The 23096-nt window shown below is 71.9% G+C and carries 23 protein-coding genes; 8 read left to right on the forward strand and 15 right to left on the reverse strand.

What is annotated here, in order from left to right:
- Positions 1–46 precede the first annotated feature (46 nt).
- The 3 genes from ASF20_RS01630 to ASF20_RS01640 are packed head-to-tail and all read right to left on the reverse strand — an operon-like array spanning position 47 to position 2174.
- Positions 47–1312, reverse strand: coding sequence for an efflux RND transporter periplasmic adaptor subunit (locus ASF20_RS01630; RefSeq protein WP_082501119.1), 1266 nt, complete (start codon positions 1310–1312; stop codon positions 47–49).
- The gene (locus ASF20_RS01635; RefSeq protein ID WP_056270134.1) at positions 1309–1938 is read right to left on the reverse strand and encodes a TetR/AcrR family transcriptional regulator; all 630 of its coding nucleotides are present in this window, start codon (positions 1936–1938) and stop codon (positions 1309–1311) included. The genes ASF20_RS01630 and ASF20_RS01635 overlap by 4 nt, the downstream gene beginning before the upstream one ends.
- Positions 1939–1940: 2 nt before the next feature.
- Positions 1941–2174, reverse strand: a complete 234-nt coding sequence (locus tag ASF20_RS01640) for a hypothetical protein (RefSeq protein ID WP_056215530.1) — start codon at positions 2172–2174, stop codon at positions 1941–1943.
- A gap of 233 nt (positions 2175–2407) precedes the next feature.
- Between ASF20_RS01640 and ASF20_RS01645 the strand changes: the two genes are divergently transcribed.
- The 5 genes from ASF20_RS01645 to ASF20_RS01660 all read left to right on the forward strand — a co-directional run bounded on the left by ASF20_RS01645 (position 2408) and on the right by ASF20_RS01660 (position 6134).
- Positions 2408–4288 (forward strand): glycoside hydrolase family 15 protein, encoded by a 1881-nt coding sequence (locus tag ASF20_RS01645; protein WP_244476294.1) that lies wholly within the window; start codon positions 2408–2410, stop codon positions 4286–4288.
- A gap of 87 nt (positions 4289–4375) precedes the next feature.
- Positions 4376–4594 carry a hypothetical protein gene (locus tag ASF20_RS01650; RefSeq protein WP_056270138.1) on the forward strand — a complete coding sequence of 73 codons (219 nt, stop codon included), beginning with the start codon at positions 4376–4378 and terminating at the stop codon, positions 4592–4594.
- 69 nt (positions 4595–4663) lie between these two features.
- Complete coding sequence (locus ASF20_RS01655) at positions 4664–5542, forward strand: SDR family oxidoreductase (protein WP_056270141.1); 879 nt, start codon at positions 4664–4666, stop codon at positions 5540–5542.
- A 69-nt stretch (positions 5543–5611) separates the two neighbouring features.
- Positions 5612–5887 carry a BrnT family toxin gene (locus tag ASF20_RS23010; protein WP_082501120.1) on the forward strand — a complete coding sequence of 92 codons (276 nt, stop codon included), beginning with the start codon at positions 5612–5614 and terminating at the stop codon, positions 5885–5887.
- The gene (locus tag ASF20_RS01660) at positions 5856–6134 is read left to right on the forward strand and encodes a helix-turn-helix domain-containing protein (RefSeq protein ID WP_056215521.1); all 279 of its coding nucleotides are present in this window, start codon (positions 5856–5858) and stop codon (positions 6132–6134) included. The genes ASF20_RS23010 and ASF20_RS01660 overlap by 32 nt, the downstream gene beginning before the upstream one ends.
- A gap of 13 nt (positions 6135–6147) precedes the next feature.
- On the opposite strand, the gene ASF20_RS01665 is transcribed toward ASF20_RS01660, so the two are convergent.
- The 3 genes from ASF20_RS01665 to ASF20_RS01675 form a co-directional block, all read right to left on the reverse strand.
- Positions 6148–7698, reverse strand: coding sequence for a GMC family oxidoreductase (locus ASF20_RS01665; RefSeq protein ID WP_056270144.1), 1551 nt, complete (start codon positions 7696–7698; stop codon positions 6148–6150).
- Complete coding sequence (locus tag ASF20_RS01670; RefSeq protein WP_056270147.1) at positions 7695–9101, reverse strand: alpha/beta fold hydrolase; 1407 nt, start codon at positions 9099–9101, stop codon at positions 7695–7697. Before ASF20_RS01670 ends, ASF20_RS01665 begins: the two co-directional genes overlap by 4 nt.
- Positions 9102–9204: 103 nt before the next feature.
- Positions 9205–9633, reverse strand: coding sequence for a MarR family transcriptional regulator (locus ASF20_RS01675; protein WP_056270278.1), 429 nt, complete (start codon positions 9631–9633; stop codon positions 9205–9207).
- 260 nt (positions 9634–9893) lie between these two features.
- Between ASF20_RS01675 and ASF20_RS01680 the strand changes: the two genes are divergently transcribed.
- Positions 9894–10991, forward strand: coding sequence for a branched-chain amino acid aminotransferase (locus tag ASF20_RS01680; RefSeq protein WP_056270149.1), 1098 nt, complete (start codon positions 9894–9896; stop codon positions 10989–10991).
- A 23-nt stretch (positions 10992–11014) separates the two neighbouring features.
- On the opposite strand, the gene leuD is transcribed toward ASF20_RS01680, so the two are convergent.
- The 6 genes from leuD to ASF20_RS01710 all read right to left on the reverse strand — a co-directional run bounded on the left by leuD (position 11015) and on the right by ASF20_RS01710 (position 17863).
- Positions 11015–11623, reverse strand: a complete 609-nt coding sequence (gene leuD, locus ASF20_RS01685; RefSeq protein WP_056215506.1) for a 3-isopropylmalate dehydratase small subunit — start codon at positions 11621–11623, stop codon at positions 11015–11017.
- A gap of 2 nt (positions 11624–11625) precedes the next feature.
- Positions 11626–13074: a 3-isopropylmalate dehydratase large subunit gene (leuC, locus tag ASF20_RS01690; RefSeq protein WP_056270153.1), complete on the reverse strand. Its 1449-nt coding sequence runs from the start codon at positions 13072–13074 to the stop codon at positions 11626–11628.
- 297 nt (positions 13075–13371) lie between these two features.
- Complete coding sequence (locus ASF20_RS01695; protein ID WP_056270156.1) at positions 13372–14484, reverse strand: hypothetical protein; 1113 nt, start codon at positions 14482–14484, stop codon at positions 13372–13374.
- Positions 14485–14641: 157 nt separating this feature from the next.
- On the reverse strand, positions 14642–15664 hold the full coding sequence (locus tag ASF20_RS01700) for a glycosyltransferase family 4 protein (protein ID WP_162242603.1): 1023 nt from the start codon (positions 15662–15664) through the stop codon (positions 14642–14644).
- Between the two features lie 31 nt (positions 15665–15695).
- Positions 15696–16514, reverse strand: a complete 819-nt coding sequence (locus tag ASF20_RS01705; protein WP_056379223.1) for a hypothetical protein — start codon at positions 16512–16514, stop codon at positions 15696–15698.
- A 119-nt stretch (positions 16515–16633) separates the two neighbouring features.
- Positions 16634–17863, reverse strand: a complete 1230-nt coding sequence (locus ASF20_RS01710; protein WP_056270165.1) for a lytic murein transglycosylase — start codon at positions 17861–17863, stop codon at positions 16634–16636.
- A 290-nt stretch (positions 17864–18153) separates the two neighbouring features.
- On the opposite strand from ASF20_RS01710, the gene ASF20_RS01715 reads away from it, so the two are divergent.
- Both ASF20_RS01715 and ASF20_RS01720 read left to right on the forward strand, forming a co-directional pair.
- Positions 18154–18384 carry a hypothetical protein gene (locus ASF20_RS01715; protein WP_056215483.1) on the forward strand — a complete coding sequence of 77 codons (231 nt, stop codon included), beginning with the start codon at positions 18154–18156 and terminating at the stop codon, positions 18382–18384.
- 426 nt (positions 18385–18810) lie between these two features.
- Positions 18811–19608 (forward strand): lytic transglycosylase domain-containing protein, encoded by a 798-nt coding sequence (locus ASF20_RS01720; RefSeq protein ID WP_056270168.1) that lies wholly within the window; start codon positions 18811–18813, stop codon positions 19606–19608.
- A gap of 45 nt (positions 19609–19653) precedes the next feature.
- On the opposite strand, the gene ASF20_RS01725 is transcribed toward ASF20_RS01720, so the two are convergent.
- The 3 genes from ASF20_RS01725 to ASF20_RS01735 form a co-directional block, all read right to left on the reverse strand.
- On the reverse strand, positions 19654–20028 hold the full coding sequence (locus ASF20_RS01725; RefSeq protein WP_056215479.1) for a hypothetical protein: 375 nt from the start codon (positions 20026–20028) through the stop codon (positions 19654–19656).
- A gap of 510 nt (positions 20029–20538) precedes the next feature.
- Entirely contained in the window at positions 20539–21891 is a 1353-nt protein-coding gene (locus tag ASF20_RS01730; RefSeq protein WP_056270172.1) for an L-serine ammonia-lyase, read from the reverse strand.
- Positions 21892–22068: 177 nt separating this feature from the next.
- Positions 22069–22491, reverse strand: a complete 423-nt coding sequence (locus ASF20_RS01735; RefSeq protein ID WP_056270175.1) for a hypothetical protein — start codon at positions 22489–22491, stop codon at positions 22069–22071.
- Between the last annotated feature and the right edge of the window lie 605 nt (positions 22492–23096).

Raw genomic sequence — 23096 nt, forward strand, 5'->3', positions numbered from 1 at the left:
GTCGGCTCGATGGGGGGTTCGGATCGGGAGACGAGGCGGCGCCCGGTCAGGGCGTCCCGGCCTCGGCGGTCTCGCGCGGGGAGGGGGCGGCGGCCACGGCCGGCTCCGGCACGGCCAGCGCCACCGGGCGGACCCGGTCGCCGTCGCGCAGGAAGCTGCCGGCGCGGGCCACCACGCGCTCGCCGTCGGCGAGTCCGGCGCGGATCTCGATGTCGTCGTCGTCGGACAGGCCGGTGCGGACCTCGCGGGCCTCGACCACGTCGTCGGCGATTACGAGGACGGAGCTGCGCTTGCCCCCGCCGTAGAGCACGGAGGCCTGCGGCACGGTCACGCCGCGGGTCCGGGCGAGCTCGACGGCGCCCCGCGCGAAGGTGCCGATGCGCAGGCGCGGATCCGGCTCCAGGCGGACGCGGACCTTGCCGAGGCGGGTCGCCCGGTCGACCTCCGGGTAGACGGTCCGCACGCTGCCCGACAGGCGGACACCGTCGCCGAGGTCGATCCAGGCCGGGGCGTTCTCGCGCAGCTGCGGCAGCTTGGTCTCGATGACCTCGCCCTCGAGTTCGATCTCGCCCCGGGCGATCAGGCGGAAGAGGGGCTCGGCCGAGGCGGAGGCGGCCAGGCCCACCCGGGCGGTGCGGCGACTGACGATGCCGGCCTCCGGCGCGCGGATCTCCGTGCGGGCCAGGCGCAGGTTCAGTTCCTCCAGCACGGCCCGGGCCTGGGCGAGGTCGGCCCGGGCGATGCGCAGGCCGTTGCGGGCGAAGGCGAGCTTGCCCTCGGCCTGGCGCAGGCTGGCGGTGCGGCCCTCCATCACGGCCGCGGTGGCGTTGCCGGTCTTCAGGAGCTGCTGCACCCGCTCGAAGGCGAGGCGCGCCTCGGTCTCGGCGGCCTCCGCCTGCTCGATGCTGCTCTGGGCCTGGGGCACGGCGGCCTCGGCCTTCTCCACCAGGGCCGCCTGCTGGGCGAGCTGACGGTCGATGAGGTCGCGCGAGAGACGGGCGAGCACCTGCCCCCGGGCCACCCGGGCACCTTCCTCCACCAGCACCTCGGTGACCCGGTAGCCCTCGATCTCGGGCGTCACCAGGATCTCGTCGCGCGGGACCAGGGTGCCGGTGACGACCACCGACTCGACGATCTCGCGCCGCCTGGCTTCGACCACGCTGATCGTCGGCACGAGGCCGGCCTTGACCGGCTGGGCCGCGCCGGCCGGCGGCTGGGTGGAGCCTGCCGGCGGCTTGGCCGGGCCGGCGAGAGCTGCGGAGGCCGGCAGCGCCAGGGCGAGCAGGGCGAGGCCGAGGCGGGCGGCGGTCATGGGCGGGGTTCCACGGCGGGGAGGGGGGCGCGGCCGGCGAGCCCGGCCTCGATCAGGGCCTGGAGCTGCGCCACGGCGAGACCCGTGTCGAAATCGGGGAGGATGGCCCGGCTCAGGACGATCCCCTTCAACTGGGGCGCCAGCAGGGCGTAGAGGGCCACCGGATCGCAATCCGGCGCGGTGGCGAGGTCGGCGAAGGTCTCCTCGAACCAGGCCCGGGCCTCCGCCTCGGTCTTCGCCGTGAGCGCCGCGATGGCCGGGTTGCGGGTGCCCTCGGACCAGATCTCCAGGCGCAGCACCGCCGCCTCCCGGGTCAGGGCGCCGAAATACTGGCCGAGCACGCCGAACAACGCGCCGCGCCGGTCGCCCTCCTGCTGGAGGCGCGTCACCAGCTGGGCGCCGCTGATCCGTTCCCGCTCCACGAGGCCCAGGACCAGCGCCTCCTTGGAGCGGAAGTAGTGGTAGAAGTTGCCCGCCGTCATGCCGGCCTCGCGGGCGAGGTCCTGCATCGTGGTGCGGTGGAACCCGTTGCGCACGAAACAGGCGCAGGCGGCGTCGAGGATCTGTTCCCGGCGCGCGGCCTGGCTGGCGCGGGCGTCGATGAGGGTGCCGACCGGCGAGGCCATGGTCAGGAGACCCGTCCGTCCGCCGACGGCGCGACCACCCGGCAGGCGGCGACCGAGGCGTCCGCATCGGCGCAGAGGCGGGCCTGCCAGCCGACCGGGCCGTTGCCGGTCCAGGCGATGAGCGCGGCCCAGCCGAGCACCAGCACGGCCCCGAGCAGCAGGTGCTCGGGCGCAAGGAGCGCCCGCGCCTTCCGCACCAGCGCCTCGAACGGGAAATCCTCGTGCGTCCGCTGCATCGCATCCTCCAACCGACACCATCGTCGTATTGAATGTTCATTCACTGGTCAATGAGCGTTCATTCTGTCCGTGCGGAAGGGCACGGCGATGGGGTCTCACGGCCACGAGCGCCCTGCCCCGCGGGCCGCCGTGTCAACATGAAGCAAGCCGGGACCGGAACGGCCGCCCGCCGCGCGGGTTCGAGCAGACCCCCGCGGAGGATCCCGGTCGGCTCGGTTCGGACACGCGCGACGTGCGCGGACGGCCCGTGGCGCCACGCCCGGCCCCGGCCGGTATCGTCCGCTCACCACCCGAGGTCGCCCGCACCGTGCTGAAGCCTTTCCCCCGCGAGGGCGGTGCCGTCGGCCGCACCGACGGATTTCTCCCGATCGAGGGCTACGCGGCGATCGGCGAGGGCCGCTCGGTGGCACTCTCGGGGGCCGACGGCTCCATCGACTGGTGGTGCTGTCCCAATCTCGACTCGCCGCCGCTGTTCGACCGCATGCTCAGCCCGGAGGAGGGCGGCTACTTCGCGATCACGCCGGAGGAGCCCTTCACCGCCGAGATCGGCTACCGCGATGGCAGCAACGTCCACGAGACCGTCTTCACCACGAAGACCGGACGCGCGCGCCTCACCGAGAGCCTGAACAGCGGCCCCGCCGGGCGCCTGCCCTGGGCGGAACTCGCGCGCCGGATCGAGGGTCTGGAGGGGCACGTGCGCTTCCGGGTGGCCTTGGTCTTCGGCACGCGGGGCGACACGGCCGCCCCCTATCTCTCGGGCAACAGCAACGGCACCGCCTTCCACGTGGCCGGCATGATGGGCCTGTTCCGCACCAGCGACGGCATCCGGATCGAGACGGAGAACGACCACGTCATCTCGGGCTCCGTCGAGGTGCGGGCGGGTCAGCGCGAGGTCGTCGCCATCGTGGCCGCCGAGAACCAGCCCCTGGTGGTGGCGCCGATCGACGAGATCGACGGGCGCATCGACGTCTCGTGCCAGGAATGGCGGGACTGGACCGAGCGTCTCGCCTATCGGGGCCGCTATGCCGAGCAGGTCGAGCGCAGCGCCCTCGCGCTGAAGCTGCTGCTCTACTCGCCCACCGGCGCCATCGCGGCGGCGGCCACGAGTTCCCTGCCCGAGGGCATCGGCGGCTCCAAGAACTACGATTACCGCTACGCCTGGATCCGCGATGCCGGCTACGTCATCAAGGCCTTCCTGCGCCTGGGTGCCCAGGCCGAGGCCAACGCGGCCCTGTCCTGGCTGATGCGCCACATCGGCGAGCACGGGGCGCAGGTGCTCTACACCCTCGACGGCGGCTGCGTGCCCGGCGAGCGCGACATCGATCTGCCGGGCTATCGCGGCTCGCGCCCCGTGCGCACCGGCAACGCCGCCACGGGCCAGCACCAGCACGGCATCTACGGCGACATCTTCGAGACCGCCGAGCGCTTCGTGGCCGACGGCAACATGCTTGACCTGCGCACCGGGACGCTGCTCGCCCAGCTCGCCGACCAATGCGCCGAATCCTGGAAGCTCAAGGATGCGGGCATCTGGGAGTTGCCGGAGGCCGAGCACTACACCGGCTCCAAGATCAGCTGCTGGCAGGCGCTGGCCCGGGCGGTGGAACTCGCCGATGGCGGCCACCTACCGGGCACCTGCCGCGAGCGCTGGGCCCGGGCCCGCGACCGCGTCGCGGACTGGATCGACCGGAACTGCTGGTCGGAGGCCAAGCAATCCTACGTCATGTATCCCGGCACGGAGAAGCTCGATGCCTCCCTGACGCTGGCCGTTCGCTTCCGCTTCGGCAACCCCGAGCGCCTCGCGGCCACCTGCCGGGCCATCGACCGGGAGCTCGGACGCGGCCCCTATCACTACCGCTACACCGGCGCCGAGGCGGAGGAGGGCTGCTTCCTCGCCTGCACCTTCTGGCTCGTGGAGGCCAGGGCCCTGCTCGGGGAGACGGCGGAAGCGCAAGCCGCGTTCGAGGCCCTGGTGAAGGCCCTCGACCGGAATTCCGGCACCTATTCGGAGATGGCCGACCCGGTCAGCGGCATCTATCTCGGCAACCTGCCGCAGGGGCTGACCCATCTGGCCCTGATCCAGGCCGCCGCCACCCTGTCGGGCCTGAGCCTGTAGATGACTGCGGCGCCCGGCGGGAGCTTTGGTCGCAGATCCGACCAGGGCCCTGCCGCGTTGCCGGGGAGCCCATCAGGAGACGGCAGCATGGCCAAGACCACGAACAAGACCACGGACACGACCAATCCGGACGTGACGACCTACATCCTGAAGCAGGCCATGGCCGCACGCGTCGACGATCACGTGGAGATCGCGGTCGAGGCCGAGGACGGAACCACCTTCAAGATCCGCGCGACGCCCGACCAGCTCGATGCCCTCACGGGCGACCTCGAGACCATTCTCGAGGCCGACGACGCGGACGCCTGATCGTCCCGGGGCCCGCCGCCCGGTGGGCCCCTTTTTGTTGAAGACAGCCCCGGAAGGCCTCAGACGCCGATGACCATCGATCCCCGCGACGCCGGCCCGCGGCCGCCCTTTCCCGGCGACCAGCAACAGGAACGGCCGGGCCTGACCTCGCGGATGCGTCCGGCCCCCGACCACGGCGAGACGAGCTACGTCGGCAAGGGGCTCCTCACCGACCGCGTCGCCCTGGTGACCGGCGGCGATTCCGGGATCGGCCGGGCCGTGGCCATCGCGTATGCCCGCGAGGGCGCCCACGTGGCGATCGCGTACCTGCCGGTCGAGCAGTCCGATGCCGAGGACACCGCCGAATGGGTGCGCAAGGCGGGCCGGCGCGTCCTGCTCCTGCCCGGCGACCTGCGCGACCCGACCTATTGCCGCGACCTCGTCGCCCGCACCGTGTCCGAACTCGGCGGGCTCGACATCCTCGTGAACAACGCCGCCGCGCAGGTGGTCAACGAGGACCTCGACGACGTGACGCCGGAGGATCTCGAGGGTTCGTTCCGCGCCAACGTGTTCGCGATGCTCTACCTCGCCCAGGCCGCCGTGCCGCACATGAAGCCGGGCTCTGCCATCGTGAACTCCACAAGCCAGCAGGCCAAGATCGCCGACAAGACCATGCTGGTCTACGCCGCCACCAAGGGCGCCATCGCGAGCCTGACCATCGGCCTGTCCAACCTGCTGGCGCCGAAGGGCATCCGGGTGAACTGCGTCGCCCCGGGCCCGGTCTGGACCCCGATCCAACCCATCGTGAAGAGCCCCGAGCAGATCGCCTCCCTCGGCGCCGACACGCCCCTCGGCCGCGCCGGCCAGCCGGCCGAACTCGCCCCCGCCTACGTGCTCCTCGCTTCGCGGGAGGGCAGCTACATGACCGGCGCGCTGGTGCCGGTCACGGGCGGGACGCCGATGTATTGAGGGGCTGTGCAGGCGAATACCGCTGAGAGACTTTACAGACCGTACGGAAATTCCGTATGTTCACGGCTGATGACGCGGGAGCGGTATGACCCTGTCAAGAACGCAGCCAACCTGGAGAAACACCGGGTCTCGCTCGCACTCGGGGATCGGATTTTCGCGGACGACGATCATGTGATCGTTCCATCCATCCGTGAGATCGATGGAGAGGAACGATTCAAAGTGATCGGGATCGTCGGCGATAAGCTCTTTACGGGCGTTTTCGTCCGCCGGTCCGGTCAGCCCCGCTTCATTTCGGTTAGAAGGAGCAACACGGGTGAAGAACGAGCCTATCGCGCTTCCGACTGATCCGACCGACGATCAGGATTTCGACGCGACGTCCGAGGCCTTGGACCGAGGCCAGCGCGCGCGGCTCATCCGTCGAACGCGGACCGGCCTCGGTCTGTCGCAGTCCGAGTTCGCGAGCCGATTTCGGGTTCCGGTCGGCACCCTACGCGACTGGGAACAGGCACGTGCGACCGCACCGGATTTCGCCATCGCCTATGTCAGGGTGATCGGCCGCTACCCGGACATTGTGGCTCAAGCGGTGGCCTGAGCCGAGTCGACTCTCAGCGTCCGGCCTTGAGGAAGGCCTCGGCGCTGCGCAGGCTCAGCGCCATGATCGTCAGCGCCGGGTTGGCGGCGAGCGAACTCGGGAAAGTCGAGCCGTCGCAGATCCAGAGGTTCGGGACCTCGAAGCTGCGGCCGACGGGGTCGACCACCGCCGTGTCGCCGTCGCGGCCCATGCGACAGGTGCCGATGGTGTGGGCGACGCGCTCCAGGGTCCAGAGATCCGTGGCCCCGGCCGCCTCCCAGACCTGATTCAGGAAGCGGGTCGCGTGAGCGTTGAGGCGCTCCTCGTTCCGGCTGTAGCCGAAGCTGATCGCGGCCTTGCGCATGCCCAGAGCGTCGACCTCGTCGGACAGCGTCAGGACGTTGGCGTCGCAGGGCAGGGTCTCGCCGTTGATGCCGATCCCGGCCATGTGGTTGTAGCGGGACAGTTGGTCGGCCAGCGCCCGCCCCCAGAGCTTGCGGCCCCGCGCCAGGGAATTGGCGAAGGTGAGGGGCACCACACCGAGGCTCTGGACGAGGTAACCGCCGGCGAAGTCCGCATCGGCCGGGCGGATCATGTCCTCGGTGATGAGCGAGGACGGGTAGCCCTTGTTCATGCGCATCTCGGGCTCGAAGGTGCCCCAGACCTGGGTGGCGACGTGGCCCATGTAGTTGCGCCCGACCTGGCCGCTGCCGTTGGCGAGGTCGAGATGCAGCAGGAGACGCGCGGATTCCACCGAGCCGGCGCAGAGGAAGACGGTGCGGCAGGGCTGACGATGGTCGATGCCGCCCTGGCGATAGATCACGGCCGTCACCCGGCCGTCCTTCGCGCGCTCGATGCCGTGGACCCGGGCCTCGGCCCGGATCTCGGCGCCGTGATGGACGGCGAGCGGCAGATAGGTGACGTCCATGCTGGTCTTGGCGCCGGTGCGGCAGCCCTGATGGCAGTAGCCGCAATTGATGCAGCCGGGCCGGGTCGGGCCGTGCTCCTGCGCGAAGGCGCGCGAGACCACGGCCGCCGGCGCATCGGCGTAGCGCACGCCGAGCGCCGCGCAGGCGCTGGCCATGGCCTGGGCCGGGGCGTTGCGGGCGACGGGGCCGAGCGGGTAGCTGCGCGCATCGTCCCAGGGATACGAGGCCGGGCCGGACACGCCGATGAAGGCCTCGACGCGCGCGTAGAAGGGCAGCAGCTCGGCGTAGTCGAGGGGCCAGTCGACGCCCTCGCCGGTCTCGGTGTGGAGGCGCAGGTCGCGGGCATCGGCCCGGGGCGTGAAGGCGCCCCAGTGCAAGGTGGAACCGCCGACACCGGTGCCGCTGTTGTTGCCGCCGAAGGCCTCGGGCGTCGAGCCGCCGCTGATCCGCTCCTCGGTCCAGTAGATCTCGTCGGCCAGGGTCTCGTCGAAGGCGAATCCCTTCGGGTCAAAATTCGGACCCGCTTCCAGGGCGACACAGGAGAGGCCGGCCTGGGCGAGGCGCGCCAGCAGGGGGGCACCACCGGCGCCGGTGCCGATCACCACCGCATCGACGGTCTCGGAGGTAGCAAAGCGACGCATCGCATCGAGGTTCATCGGGCGGTCTCCAGGGGGGCGTTCGGTTCCCAGGCCTCGCGCTGGCCGATGCCGACGGCGTGGAAGCCGGGCAGGGGGGCGGTATCGCCGCCGGCGCCGATGCCGCCGAAGTTCATGCGGGCGAGGGCGACGGGGTGGGCGAGATAGGTGCGGGCCACGTCCGCGCGCAGGTCCTCGAACCAGAAGCCCATCTGCTCCGCATCGAGATCACCGGAGACCGCACCGGATTCCAGGCTTCCGAGCATCGCGTCCTGCGCTTCGGCCCCGAGGGCGACGAAGGGCGCGTCGTGGGCGGCGCGGGCGGCAGCGTCCAGGGTGCGAAGGGCGCGCCGGTAGGCTTCCGGGTCGGGGGGAAGCCGGGCGAAGCGCCAGCCATCCCCCGCCCCGCTCGCCAGCCGCGCGTCGATGCGGGCGGCAAAATCGATGGTCCCGGCGCCGTCCAGCGGAAGCACCCGGGCGCAGGCGGCCCGCAGGATGGCGAGGCCGACCGGATCGAGGGCCCGGGGCTGATAGGCCGGATCGTCGGGCTCGGCGCGCTGCAGCAGGGCCGCGCGCAGGCGGGAATTCACACGGTCGGACCGGATCAGGGCCGCGTAGGGATCCGGGATCGCGGGCGCCTCGGCTTCGTTCGAGACCGCTCCGGCCGCGAGGCTCCGCACCGCTTCGGCCACCGCCTCGGGGCGCTCCAGGGGGATGAGGTGCCCGGTCCCTGCGAGAGACACCAGACGATGATGGGCGAGGTGCGGCGCCGTCAGCGCGGCCTGGGCGGCGGGGCCGAGATCGGCATCCTCCGCCCCCGCCAGGAGGATCGCCGGGCTGCGCAGCACGCCGATGCGCGCGCACCAGTCCTCGCGGCTGCCCGCGGTGAGCCAGAGCGTCCAGGCATCGGGGCTGGCACGCAGCACATCCGCCACCGTCCGCGCCATCCGGTCCGGGTCGAGGGGCCGGGCGATGTTCGCGGCGACGAAGGCCTCGGCCTCCCGCTGCCGGGTCTCGGAATCGGCGCCGATCCAGGCGATCATGGCGGCGCGCTTGTCCTCGCCCATGGGCTCGGGGGAGGGTGGCGAACCCGCCATGAGCACGAGGCCGGTCAGGCCTTCGAGGCCGGGCGCGCCGTCCTCCGCCTGCCGGGCGACCGCCAGGGCGACCTTGGCGCCCATGCTGTTGCCGGCCAGCATCCACCGTTCCGGCGCGTCGGCGCGAATCCGGGCGGCCACGCCCTCCGCCATCGCGGCGACGTCCCGGCCGGCGTCGGCACCGTCCGCGCCGAAGCCCGGCAGGTCGAGGGCGACGCAGGTCACGGCATCCGCGAGGTGTTGCGCGACCGTCTCGAAAGTCCCGGCACTGCCGCCGAGATAATGAAGGCAATATAAGACCGGGCGGTCGGATGATGGGATCGACATAGGCCCGAAAGAGCGCGCGGCGTCGCGCGTTCAAGTCATCGGGGACGCGGCGTTCGGCAGCAGCCCGGGCGCGGAACGAACGCCTACGCCGGTTGCGCGGCCTTCAGCGGGGCGCGCAGGCCTGCAGAGCCGCGAAGACGCGCAGGCTCGCCTCGAGATCGGCGGTGCCGACCTCGGCGAAGACCGTGGCGCGCAGGTGGGCGAGGTCGGCCTCCATGCGGGCGACCACAGCCGTGCCGGCGGGCGTCAGGCTGAGCACCTTGGCCCGACGGTCGGTGGGGTCCTCGCGGCGGAGCGCGAGGCCGGCCTCGCAGAGCTGGTCGAGGAGACGGACCAGCGACGGGCCCTCGATGCCGACGGCCTCCGCGAGGGCGTTCTGACGCGGAGCGCCGTCGAGACGGGCGATCATGATCAGCGGCACGGCGGTGGCGTCCGAGAGGCCGTGCGCCTCCATCACGGCGTTGGCGGCGCGGCGCCAGTGCCGCCCCGTCAGGAGCAGGGTGTGCGTGTAGGCGAGGCGGAGCTGGTCCAGGCGGCGGTCGGGCGGCACATCGACCGGCGCCGGATCCGCGGACGGTTTTCGGGGCGGCACGCGTGAGGCTCCTGTGACACCGACCGGTGGACGATCCGGTTCTCTTTTCGTTTGCGTATTATTAGGATGCAATCCGTTTGATCGCAAGCGGACATCGTCGTATCAGGGCACCAGCCCACGTCTCGTCGTCCGGATGCGCCCGGCGGCCCGCGCCGCACCGGCCCTTGATTGATCCGACGAGACGTAAGTAAGGACTGACGATGAGCGCCCCCGACGACCTCTCCTTCACCACGCAGCCGCACGCCTCGCCCGTCTCGCCGGAGCGCCGGGCCGAGCTCCTCGTCGATCCCGGCTTCGGGCGGGTGTTCACCGACCACATGGTGACGATCCGCTACGTCGAGGGGCGCGGCTGGCACGATGCCCGCGTCGAGGCGCGTGCGCCGATCGCCCTCGATCCGGCGGCGGCGGTGCTGCACTACGCCCAGGAGATCTTCGAGGGGCTGAAGGCCTACCGCACCGCCGACGGCGGCGCCGCCCTGTTCCGGCCGGAGGCCAACGCCCTGCGCTTCCGCCGTTCGGCCGAGCGCCTGGCGATGCCGCCGCTGCCCGACGCCGTCTTCGTCGAGTCCGTCAAGCAACTGGTCAGCGCCGACCGCGACTGGATCCCGTCGAGCGAGGGCGGCAGCCTGTACCTGCGCCCCTTCATGATCGCCAGCGAGGTGTTCCTCGGGGTCAAGCCGTCCTCGGAATACCTCTACCTCGTCATCGCCTCGGCGGTGGGCGCCTACTTCAAGGGCGGCTCCGAGACCGTGACGGTCTGGGTCTCGCGGGACCAGACCCGCGCCGCCCCCGGCGGCACCGGTGCGGCCAAGTGCGGCGGCAATTACGCGGCCAGCCTGCGCGCCCAGGCGGCAGCGGTGGAGCATGGCTGCGCCCAGGTGGTGTTCCTCGACGCGGTCGAGCGCCGCTGGGTCGAGGAACTCGGCGGCATGAACATCTTCTTCGTCTTCGACGACGGCTCGATGGTCACCCCGCCCCTGAGCGACACCATCCTGTCGGGCATCACCCGCGACTCGATCCTGACCCTGGCGAAGGCCGACGGCATCACGGTCGCCGAACGGCCCTATTCCATCGACGACTGGAAGGCGGACGCCGCCAGCGGACGGCTGCGCGAGGTCTTCGCCTGCGGCACCGCCGCGGTCATCACCCCGGTCGGGACCGTGCGCAGCGCGGACGGGGAATTCTCGGTCTCGGACAACGTCGCCGGCCCGGTGACGAAGCGCCTGCGCTCGGCCCTCGTGGACATCCAGCGCGGCAACGCCCCCGATCCCCACGGGTGGGTCACGCGGGTGTACTGAGCCGCCGGCAGCCCCGAGCCGGCTCAGGCGAGCCAGGGCTGGGCCGCGAGGTGCCGGGCTTGGAACGCCCGGATCGCCTCCGCGTGGTCGAGGGTGGCCCCGATCGCGTCGAGGCCCCGGACGAGGTGATCCTTGCGCCGGGCCGGGATGGCGAAGCCCTGCACCGCGCCGTCCGCGGTGGTGATGGTCTGGGCGGGCAGGTCGATCGTCATATGGTTCCGGGCGGGGTCTGCGGCCCGGGCCGACAGTTCCGCGACGGGTCCGGGCGCCAGCTCGATCAGCAGCAGGCCGTTATTGGCGGCGTTGTCGGCAAAGATGCCGGCGAAGCTGGTGCCGATGACCGCGCGGATGCCGCCCTGGAGCAGGCCCCAGACCGCGTGCTCGCGCGACGAGCCGCAGCCGAAATTCGGGCCGACCACCAGGATGCAGGCCCCCTGCCATGCGGGCCGGTTGAGGACGAAGTCCGGGCGCGGCTGGCCGGGGCCGGCATAGCGCAGGTCGTGGAAGGTGGCCGCCCCCAAGCCCGCGCGGTCGATCCCCTTGAGGAACTGCTTGGGCATGATGACGTCGGTGTCGATGTTGGCCCCGGGCAGGCCGGCGGCCGGGCCCGCGACGATCGTGAACGGCTGCATGGTCAGGTCTCCGGCGCGAGGCGGTTTTCCGGCGCGAAGCGGCGGCTGTCGGTGAGGTGGCCGGCAATGGCCGCGGCCGCCACCATGGCGGGGCTCATCAGGTGGGTGCGCGCGCCCACACCCTGACGGCCCTCGAAGTTGCGGTTGGTGCTGGAGGCGCAGCGCTCGCCCGGCGCCAGCACGTCGTCGTTCATGGCCAGGCACATCGAGCAGCCCGATTGGCGCCACTCGAAGCCGGCATCGCGGAAGACCCGGTCGATCCCCTCCGCTTCGGCCGCCCGGCGCACGCTGGAGGAGCCGGGCACCACCATGGCCTGGACGCCGTGCGCGACCCGCCGGCCGCGCACGAGGGCGGCGGCCTCGCGCAGGTCGGAGAGCCGGGCGTTGGTGCAGGAGCCGATGAAGGCGCGCTGGATCGGGATGGCCTCGAGGGGCGTGCCCGGGACGAGGTCCATGTAGGACAGTGCCCGGACCATGTCCCGGCGACGGGCCGGATCGGGCTCGGCCGCCGGATCGGGCACGCGGCCGTTGACCGGGCCCGCCTGGTCCGGGCTGGTCCCCCAGGTCACCATCGGCTCGATCGCGGCGGCGTCGAGGGCGACCTCGCGGTCGAACACGGCCCCGTCGTCGCTGCGCAAGCTCGGCCAATGGGCCGCGGCAGCCTCCCAGAGGGCGCCCTTCGGCGCGCGGGGCTTGTCCGCCAGGTAGTCCAGCACGGTCCGGTCGGGGGCCATGACGACGCCGCGGGCGCCGCACTCGACGGCCATGTTGCAGATCGTCATGCGGCCCTCGACGGACAGGGCCTCCACGGTGGGGCCGGCGAACTCGACGGCGTAGCCCGTCGCCCCGTCGGCGCCGATGCGGCGGATCAGGGCCATGACCACGTCCTTGGCGGTGACGCCCGGCGCCAGGGTGCCCGAGACCGTGACCCGCAGGGTCTTCATCCGGCGGTACACCAGGGTCTGGGTGGCGAGGTAGTGCTCGATGTCCGAGGTGCCGATGCCGAAGCCGAGGGCGCCCAACGCCCCGTAGGTGGTGGTGTGGCTGTCGCCCGCCGCCACGATCATGCCCGGCAGGACGAAGCCCTGCTCGGGGGCGACCACGTGCTCGATGCCCTGGAGCGGGTGCAGCACGTCGAGGAGCTCGATCCCGAAATCCCGGCAGTTCTCGTCGAAATACGCGACCTGCCGCGCCCCGCCGGAATCGGGCATGGCGGCGACGCGCTCCGCCGCCGTGGGATTGACGTGATCGACCACCGCCAGGGCGGCGTCCGGCCGCCAGACCCGGCGCCCGGCGGCCCGCAGGCCGCTGAAGGCCTGCGGGCTGGTGTACTCGTTGAGCACCGTGCGGTCGACGTAGAGCAGGACGCTGGCCCCGGGGCCTTCGGCGTCGTCCAGACGGCGCACGGTGTGGGCGTCCACCAGCTTGTCGTAGAGGGTGCGGGCCTGCATCGATCGGCTCTCGGGCTCCGGCGGGACTGGGTTCAAACGGGAAACGCGGTGCGGGACTGAACCCGATCCAGGGCCGCGAAGCCAATGCCGATGCGGCATCGGGTGATGCCGAGCGCCGCACCCGGAGCCCGCCGGCCGAACGCCTTCGGGCGACGGTGGCGGCCGGGTCCGGCGGAACCAGGGGCGGATACGGGCTTCGCTCGATCAGAGCGGAGACCGGATCGGCAAGCCCGTGCGACGCTCAAGCGAAGCCCGAATCCGCCACCCCGAGGGATCGAACGCATCGGGTTCGAGGGGTCAGGGCAGGGCGGCGCGCTTGCGCAGGATCAGGTCACCCCGGAACAGGAACTTCTGGGTGCGCTTGCCGGTGTCGACCTCGGTGGTAAAGACGTTGCCGTGGCTGTCCACCGCAAGGTTGTGGACCCAGTGGAAGTCGCCCGCCATCCGGCCGTTGCGGCCGAAAGCGCCGAGCACCTCGCCGGTCTCGCGGCTCAGGGTGCGGACCTCGTTGTTGGCCCCGTCCGCGTTCAGGAGGTAGCTCTGCTCGGCGTCGGGCCAGAGCGCCAGCTCCCAGACGGAGCCGTTGGCGCGGGTGTTCGCCTCGACGAAGAACTCCTTCACGAAGGTGCCGTCGCGGCGGAAGACCTGGACCCGGTCGTTGGTGCGGTCGCAGACGTAGACCAGGCCGTCGCGGGCGATCTGCACGCAGTGGACGGGATTGCGGAACTGCTGGGCCGGAGCCGCGACCGGGTCGTAGGCCGGCAGGGTCTCGTCCGTGGGCGGCTTGCCGTAGGCGCCCCACATCCGCTTGAACGCGCCGGTCTCGGCATCGAATACGATGATCCGATGGTTGAAGTAGCCGTCGGCGACGTAGAGCTCGTTGGTCTCGGGATCGACCTGCATCGCGGCCGGCTTGCCGAGCCGCGAGGTGTCGAGGCTGTTGGTCTGCGGGCCCTGCTTGCCGATCTGCAGGACGAACCGGCCCTCGGTGGTGAATTTCAGGATCTGCCCGTCCGTGTCGCCGTTCCCGGCAAGCCAGACGAAGCCCTTGTGGTCGATGTGGATGCCGTGCTCGTTCTGCGGCCAGTCGTAGCCCTCGCCGGGGCCGCCCCAGCTGCGGATCAGGGTGCCGGCCTGGTCGAACACCAGTACGGGGGGCGCGGGGCGGCAGCACTTGGTGCGGGGAGGCGAGAGGCTTGCGGCCTTCTCGTCATCGGTGAGGGTGCGCGGGCGCTGCACCACCCAGATGTTGTCCTGCGCGTCGACGGCGACGCCCGAGGCCTGACCCATGATCCACTGATGGGGCAGCGGTTTCGGCCAGGCCGGATCGACCTGGAAGGTCAGCGGATCCGCACACGCCACACCCGCCCACGCGACCGCGAGCGCGGCCAGACCAAGCCGAAGCCTCATGCTTTCCTCCCGATGTCGTCCGGCCTTGGCGACCGTCTCTTGATGATCGGCTGTTGCCGATCAGATCTTTCTGATCCGATCTTGCACACAGTATTCGCGCCCGGCGGGGAGGCGTCCAGTCGCGCCTGGGCGGAGGCGTGTCGCCGACTCGGATCTGTCACCCGGCCGGCGCGCGTCGGCCCCCCTCCTGGGACGCCCCCCGGAGGACCGCCTCCCACAGGATCGCCGCCCGCTCCCAGGTCAGGGCCCGGCGCTGGAGGAGCGCGCCGGCGCTGAGCTCCGACCAGAGGTCGTCCTGGGTGGCGAGGCTCACGACGGCCTCGGCGAAGGCCGCATCCGTCCCGGCGATCCAGCCGTTCACGCCGTGCTGCACCCGCTCGGCGAGGGCGCCGATACCGGCGGTCACCACCGGCAGCCCCATGGCCTGGGCCTCCGCCGCCGCAAGGCAGAAGGTCTCGTCGGGGGAACCGGGGCAGACCATGGCGCGCGCGGTGCCGTAGAACGCCGCCAGGGCGGCGGCCCCACGGCGGGGGTGGAACACCACCGGTCCGCGATCGTCGGGCGAGTCGGGCTGTTCGGATCCGAAGACGTGGAGCTTCGCGCCCGAGGCGATCAGGGGCGCGGCGCTGCGCCAAAGCCGCAGCATCCGGTCGAGGCCGCGCTGGGGCTGGGAGGCGTAGACGAAGTCCCGGCTCCGGCCCCGCGTCGGCTCGGGCGTCAGGAAGACGGGCGAGACGCCGTGCGGGACGACGTGGCGTCGCCGGAAGGGATAGAGCGGCGACATGTTCCGCGCCGCGAGGGTGCCGACGAAGACGGCCTCCGGCCGCAGGGACAGGAAGGGCAGGAGGTAGCCCTTCCGCACGGACTTCTCGACGTTCAGCGGATTGTGGACCCAGACGATGCCGCGCCGGCCCGGATGGGCGCGGAGCGGGCGGGGGTCGTTGCTGGTGACCACCGCGTCGGCCTCGCAGGCCGCCGCCTCGCCGAGGGGGATGTTGCGGACGCCGTCCCGCTCCACCGTCCCGCTCCGGCGGGTGGCCAGGGTCACAGCCCAGCCCCGTCGGGCCAGGGCGCGGGAGAGGGCGATGTTCGTGCTCTCGATCCCGCCGAGGCCGATCGCGGGCGGCGTGTCGAGGCCGAAGGCCACCGGCGTCGCGCAGATGAACAGGACCCGACGCATCGACATCTCCAGGGATCGCGTGTCCGGCCGGTCAGAGGCCGAGGCTCCGGGCCTGCTGGCCGAGCCAGGAGGTGGGCGGCGGGGGAGCGTCCCGGCCGATCGACCAGAGCTTGCCGCGCCAGGCATGCACCGAAACCGTCTCGGGCCCGATGAGCGTGCGCGCCGCCCGGTCGTCCGCCTCGGTCAGGAGGTGGGCGTCGTCGTCGCCGAGGGGATAGAACACCGCCCGCGCCCGGGCATGGCCCTCCAGGCGGAGCTTGCGCACGAAGTAGGTGAGGGCGCGCGGGCCGATCGCCAGGCGCTCCGGGTGGAACGGGATGCGCTTGCCGACCAGCAGTTCGAGGCGGCGCTTGACCCGGATGTGTCCGGTCGCCCAGGGCGCCCGGATCGGCACCGTCGAGATCGCGTCCCAGTAGCGGGTGACGAGCTCGGACTCCGGGGGGGCCGACAGGATCGCGTTGTTGAGGCGGCTCGCGTTGAGCCAGCCGAACAGGTACTCGGCCGCGCCGGCGGGCGTCTCGAGGGGGCGCTGGAAGACGCAGTCGAGGTCCGACCAGATGCCCTTGCCGTCGCGGATCAGGCTGAGGCGCAGGTAGTCGGCGTAGAAGGCGAGGACCCCGCGGCTGCGGTAGAGATCCGCCATGACGTTGGGGCCGATCCCCTCGCGGGCATCGATCACCGTGCCGGGAAGCCCCTGCGCGCGCAGGGCGGCGACATCGTGCGCGTAGATGTGGAGCGGGTGTCCGGCCGCGACGATCGAGGCGGCGCTGAGCCGTTCGAGCCAGGTCACCGGCCCTTCCCAGTAGGTGACGATGGTCCTCGGTGGCGTTCGCTCGGGCGCAACGGGCATGGCCGCGGATCGACTCATTCCCTCTCATGCCCTTCCGTCTCGCCGCCGCGCGGCCTCGGTTCCCCGGGGCTGCTCTATCGCGGCCCCTCCGGCGCGACCACCGCTAAATCCGGTCCGGATCACGGGGAGGCCAGGATCCGCTCCCGCAACGGGGCATCCGCGTAACCGTCGGGGGGCAGGCCGTTGGCGGCCTGGTAGGCACGGATCGCCGCCCGCGTCCGGGGGCCGATCTTGCCGTCGGCGCCGCCGGCCGGAAACCCGCGCTCGGCGAGGCGCAGCTGCAGCGCCCGGACGTCGCCGGTACTGGGCATCACCGCGTCGCGCGGCCAGTCCCGGATGAAGCCCGGCTCGCCGCGCAGGCGGTCGGACAGGTGCGCCACGCTGAGCGCGTAGGCGAGGGCGGTGTTGTAGCGCAGGATGACCCGGAAGTTGGGCTGGAGCAGGAAGGCCGGCCCGCGCGCGCCCGCCGGCAGAACCAGCGTCGCCGGGCCGCCCGCCTCCGCGAGCGGCTGGACCGGGATCACGCCGCGGTCGCGCCAATCCGCGAGGCTGCGCTCCGTGGTCTCGTCGGCCAGGGCGAGGTCGAACCCCTCCGGCAGCCGGGCCTCGCTGCCCCAGCGCGCGCCGGAGCGCCAGCCCATCGCCACGAGGTAGTTGGCCGTGGAGGCGAGGGCGTCCGGCACCGAGGTCCAGATGTCGCGCCGGCCGTCCCCGTCGAAATCCACCGCATAGGCCTGGTAGACGGTCGGCATGAACTGGGTGTGGCCCATGGCCCCGGCCCAGGATCCCGTGAGCGGCCCGGGGGGCGCCTTGTCCTGGGCCTGGATTTCCAGGGCGGCGATCAGCTCCGCGCGCCAATAGGGCGCCCGCGCCGTCTCGGTGCAGGCCAGCGTCGCCAGAGCGCGCAGGACGGGACGGACGATCCCGGGATCCTCGAGCACGCTGCCGTAGGTCGATTCGACCCCCCAGAAGGCCGCCAGGACGAAGCGGTCGACGCCGTATCGGGCCTCGATGGCATCGAAGGTCGCGGACCATTCCGCCAGCTTGCGCCGGCCTTCGGCGATCCGCGCCTCGGTGAGGTTGGCATCGAGGTAGGACCAGATCGGCGTCACGAATTCCGCCTGGGCCTGCGGCGCGGCGGCCACCTCGGAATCGAGGGAGAGGGCGCGCAAGCCGTCCGCCACCCGCGCAGGAACGCCACGCGCCTCCGCTTCGGCGGCGATCGCCCCGGTGCACAGCCCGAAGGCGCGGGGTTGCGCCTCGCCCCCGGATGCGGCACCCGCGGCGGGGGCCGCGGTCTCGGCCGACGCGGTACGGCCCGCCTCCGGAAGCAGGAACAGGGCGGCCATGAGAGAGATCGCGGCGGCAGGCCCGCGCAAAACCCCGGAGCGTCGCTGGCGGCACCACATGCGGGTCGTCTCCTCTCCTCGTTCCGTCGGGAGCCTAGCGTCGCCGATCGGAGGGCGGAAGCGGTCCCTGGCGACGCCTCGCTCCCCGCGGACCGCCGCGTGATCGGGACGCGCCGGCCTGGCCGCGGCACCCACCGGCCGTTGCGAAGCCGGCGCTGCGCGTCCACGATCGGGCGAGGGAGGATCGTTATGCGTTGCCGGAACCGGCGTGATCGCCCGCGAGGCGGCCGATGCTGATCGCGCTGCTACTGGTCGTGGGCGGGATCGCGATCGGCTTCTGCAGCCGGGTCATGACCGCCGTCGGATTGTCCGGTCTCGTGGTCGTCCTGTCGGTCGTGGTCTGGATCGCCCGGGGCGACGCCTCCGGCATCGGCGGCCTCGTGCTGCTCGCCCATCTCAGTGCCCTGCAAAGCGGCTACCTGCTCGGCGCCTATCTGCGCGTCCGCGCCGACGACCCCTGACGACGCGGCGGCCTCACCAGAACCAGACCGCCGTCTCGCTGAGCGCCAAGATCGGCCACCACAGAAGTAGGGCCGTCGCGCAGGAAACGAGCACCAGCGCCAGGGGCGGGCGCCGGTTCGGACCAGGACGGCGTGTCTTGATGCGGAACATGATCGATGCGGCCCGGGACAGTTCGACGTTCGTCTAGGGCTGAACTGCAGGGTTCGGACCGTCCCGGCGGCGAGGTCGACGCGACGGCGCGGCGCTGTATTCGGACATCTCTGCGTAACCAAACGCGGGGAAGTGATGTCCGTGGCCTGGTTCACAAGCAAAATTGCCGCAATGTGGCTCGACTCACGGCCGCGTTTGCCGCCTTGCTCCGCGCAAGGGGTCACCATCGATCCGTGCGGCCCCGGGGCGGCGCCGCACGGCCAGGGAGTTTTGACATGATCGGACGTGGGTATCGGACGCCGTGGCTCGCGGCGGCCTTCGCGGCGCTCGTCTGTGCGACGGGCGGGGCGAACGCGGCGCAATGCGGCAACAGCGCGGCCGGCTTCGAAGCCTGGAAGCGGGAATTCGCCGAGGAGGCGCGCGGCCGGGCCAGCGCCGCGAGCCTCGCCGCCCTGATGGGCACGTCCTACTCGACGGCGACGATCTCGGCCGATCGCGGCCAGAAGAGCTTCAAGCTCTCGCTGGACCAGTTCCTGGCCAAGCGCGGCGGCAACACCATCGTGTCCCGCGGCCGCGCCCTCAAGGCCCAGAACGCCGCCCTGTTTAACTCGATCGAGCAGCGCTACGGCGTGCCGCCGGGTCCGCTCCTGGCGATCTGGGGCATGGAGACGGGCTTCGGCGCGGTGAAGGGCAACGTGAACACGCTCTCGGCGGTCGCGACGCTGGCCTACGATTGCCGCCGCTCGGCCTACTTCACCGATCAGCTCTACGCCGCCCTCACCCTGGTGGATCGCGGCGTCCTGACCGCGAGTACCCGGGGCGCGGCCCACGGCGAGGTCGGCCACACCCAGTTCCTGCCCAAGAACGTCCTGAACTACGGCGTCGGCGGCAGCCTCGACAGCTCGGCCAACGCCCTCAACTCCACCGCGAACTTCCTCAAGGGCCATGGCTGGCGCGCGGGCGCCGGCTACCAGCCGGGCGAGCCGAACTTCGCCGCCATCCAGGGCTGGAACGCCGCCTCCGTCTACCAGCGCGCCATCGCGCTGCTCGGCGAGCGCATCGACGGCCGCTAGCGGCCCGGTCCGCGCTCCGCGCCCCGGCGCGGAGCGCGTCCGGCCTCAGGGCCGCAGCCCGGCGACGTCGTCGCTGCAGAGCATCAGGTCGGTCGCGCCCGCCACGAGACCGGCGACGGCGCGCAGGTCCTGCGGCTCGCGCGGGCTCGCCGCCACGCGGCCGGCATCGCGCTTGAGGGCGCGGTTGCAGCCGCAGGAGGGCAGGCCTCCGTCGGGCGTGCAGGCATCGTGCCTGCGGCACGCGGCATCCAGCGCGTCGATCGGAGCCACATCCATGCCGTCGTTGCCGGGGCCGCAATAATGCCCGTGCATGAGCAGGGTCGGGCGCGGCGTCTGACCGGGACCCGTCAGGTCCTGGGCGGCGAGGGGCGTGGCGAGGCTGAAGGCTCCGAGAAGCAGGGCGAGCGTCAGGGTCCGCATGGCGGGTCTCCGGTCAGGGGATGGGGTCGGGAAATCGCGGGGTTCGAGCCCGCCGGACGCGTGGCGGCACCGACTATGGAATCGGGCGGACGCGGGCGCGGGGCTGCGCCCGAAGGCGGCAGGATGCGACGCGCTCAGGTCGGGGGAGCGCCTCGGATGAGCGCCCGGACGCGGTCCGGCCCGGCGGTTCCGATGGTCGGCGATGCGAAGGTCATGGTGTCACGGTCCCGCGTCTTGGCAGGACGGATCGGACGCGGGCCGCACGCGCTGGCCGCATCTGCCGTCCGGTAGACCCCTCGGGCGTTACAACCGGATCGGAACCGCTGCGTTCCATAGTTTTCGCAGAGCCTCCGGTCCGGACCGGCGAACGTTGGCCAGGCTCACGCCTGCAGGCGGGCAGGCGCGACGGGACCCCGACAGGTCAGCCGACGTCCAAGCCAAGCACCGTGCCGGTCTGAGCGCCCTTCCGCCGCGATCAGGAAACGCAATCGTTCCTTTTCCCGGCCATCCTCAGCAGGCCGCGACGTTCACCGCGAGGCCGCCCAGCGAGGTCTCCTTGTACTTCGCCTGCATGTCGTGGCCGGTCTGGCGCATGGTCTCAATGACCTCGTCGAGGCTGACGCGGTGAATGCCATCGCCGCGCAGGGCCAGGGACGCGGCCACCACCGCCTTGTTGGCCCCGAAGGCGTTGCGCTCGATGCAGGGGATCTGCACCAGCCCGCCGATGGGATCGCAGGTCATGCCGAGATGGTGCTCCATCGCGATCTCGGCGGCGTTCTCCACCTGGGCCGGGCTGCCGCCGAGGAAGGCCGCGAGGCCCGCCGCCGCCATCGCGGCCGCCGAACCGACCTCCCCCTGGCAGCCGACCTCGGCGCCCGAGATCGACGCGCGGGTCTTGATCAGGCCGCCCACCGCCGCGGCCGTGAGCAGGAATTCCCGGGCGCGGGCCTCCGACCAGTCGGGGCAGAAGTCCCGGGCGTAGCGCAGGACGGCCGGCACGATCCCCGCCGCGCCGTTGGTGGGCGCCGTCACCACCCGTCCGCCCGCCGCGTTCTCCTCGTTCACCGCCAGCGCGTAGAGGCTGATCCAGTCCACGATCTCGTGGGCGGCGCGCGCATTGCGCAGGCGCCCGGCGGTGAGGTCCTCGTGTAGCCGCTTGGCCCGCCGGCGCACCTTGAGGCCGCCGGGCAACTCGCCGTCCTGGCGCAGACCCCGGTCGATGCAGGCGAACATCGCGTCGCGGATGACGTCGAGGCCGGCCTCCACGGCATCGGGCGTGCGGGTGCCGCACTCGTTGGCGAACTGCACCTCGGCGATGGTCCGGCCCTCGGCGACACAGAGGGCGAGGAGGCCGGCGGCACTGGCATAGGGCAGGGGGCAATCCGCCTCCGCGCCCGCCCCCCCTTGCGCCTCCGCCTCCGTCACCACGAAGCCGCCGCCGATGGAATAGTAGATCTCGCTGTCGCGGATCGCCCCGGCGGCATCGAGGGCGCGAAAGCGCAGGCCGTTGGTGTGCAGGGGCAGCACGTCGGTAAAGTTGAAGGCGAGGTCCGCGGCCGGGTCGAAGGCCGGGCCCGCGGGGGCCAGCCGCTTCTCCGCACCGAGGGCCGCGACGAGGCCGGCCACCCCGTCCGGGTCGACGGATCGGGGGTCGTGGCCGAGGAGCCCGAGGAAGATCGCCGTGTCGGTGCCGTGCCCGCGTCCCGTCCAGGCCAGGGAGCCGAAGATCTCCGCCTGGATGCGGGCGAGCCCGGGCAACCCCGCGGTCCGGGCGCGGAAGCGGAGCGCGGCCAGCATCGGGCCGACGGTGTGCGAGCTCGACGGGCCGATCCCGATCTTGAAGAGGTCGAAGGCGCTGATCATCGGCTCTCGCGTTCCGGATGGGACCGACGCCCGGGCAGGAACGCCGCCACCGCTCTTCCACGCTGCGGGCGGGCGCCGGCCGGGAGGCGGCGCCCCGCCTGATACACCGCCGGGCCCGGGCCGCGCATCCTGAATTCGCGCCGCCGACCCGGGGCGGCGCGGTGGAATCCCGGCGGATCAGGCCGCGGCGCGGTCGAAATCGGTCCGGTCGGCGGCCGAGGCCAGGAGCTCGGCGACCAGGGCGACGAGTTGATGCCCGTGATAGGGCGTGCGCAGGCGCAGGGCCCCCGGCTCCAGGGCCTCGCCGTCGAGCCGGCGCAGGGAGCGGGCGGTGTAGACGACGCCCACCGCCGGATCGAGACAGCGGGCCACGCCGGCGAGCGAAAGGCCGTCCACCGTGTCGCGCACGTCGGCATCGGTCACCAGCACGTCGACGCGGCGCTCGCCGGTCTGGGCGAGGAGCAGGCTCTCGACCTCGCCGGCCGTGCGCGCGCCGAGCACCGCGTAGCCCGACATCTCCAGGCAGCTCGTGGTGATGGAGCGGGTCAACTCGTCTCCGGCAAGGAGAACCACGAGCGGTTGGCGGAACGCGGGCATCATGCGTGAACTTCCTGGGTAAACCGATCTCGCGCGCTTCGGCTTTCAAGTGGACGGTGGTTCGACGGTAGGATCGATCAATTAACGCGTCCTTAAACGACCGGTTTCACGAGGCAATATCGATTTGCTCGACAAGCACACAAGTTCGGCAATTTGGAGGAAATGCCCGCCTTATCAGCATCGACCTGCCTGAAAAGATAGCGCCCCAAGCAGGTCGGCCGCGTCGACTGGATTTTATACCCGATGGCCGCCTGGAATCAGGGCATCGCCGGGGTGAAAACCGGACGGCTCCGCTCTCCGCAGGCCTCCGCTTGCCCCAGACCCGGGCCGGGCGGGCAATCCCGCCTCGCGCTCGGGCCCACGACGCAAACCTTCGGCCAGCGCCCGCGATCGGGGAAGGAGCTTTTCCGTCCGGGCCGAAAAAAGCCGTTTGCTTCCTTTGACGCGCGATCAATACCAAGCAATCTTAAGAACAGAACGACGAACCCAAACACAGATCCGGGCAAGACCAGCATTCACGAGCATGTGAACGCTCTGGTTTTTGTATTCAGTCCGTCAACCGATCGACATCGGGCGCACTCCGTGCGCCCTGCCGGAACACGCGGCCC

This window comes from Methylobacterium sp. Leaf88 (assembly GCF_001422795.1).
Taxonomy (GTDB): Bacteria; Pseudomonadota; Alphaproteobacteria; order Rhizobiales; family Beijerinckiaceae; genus Methylobacterium.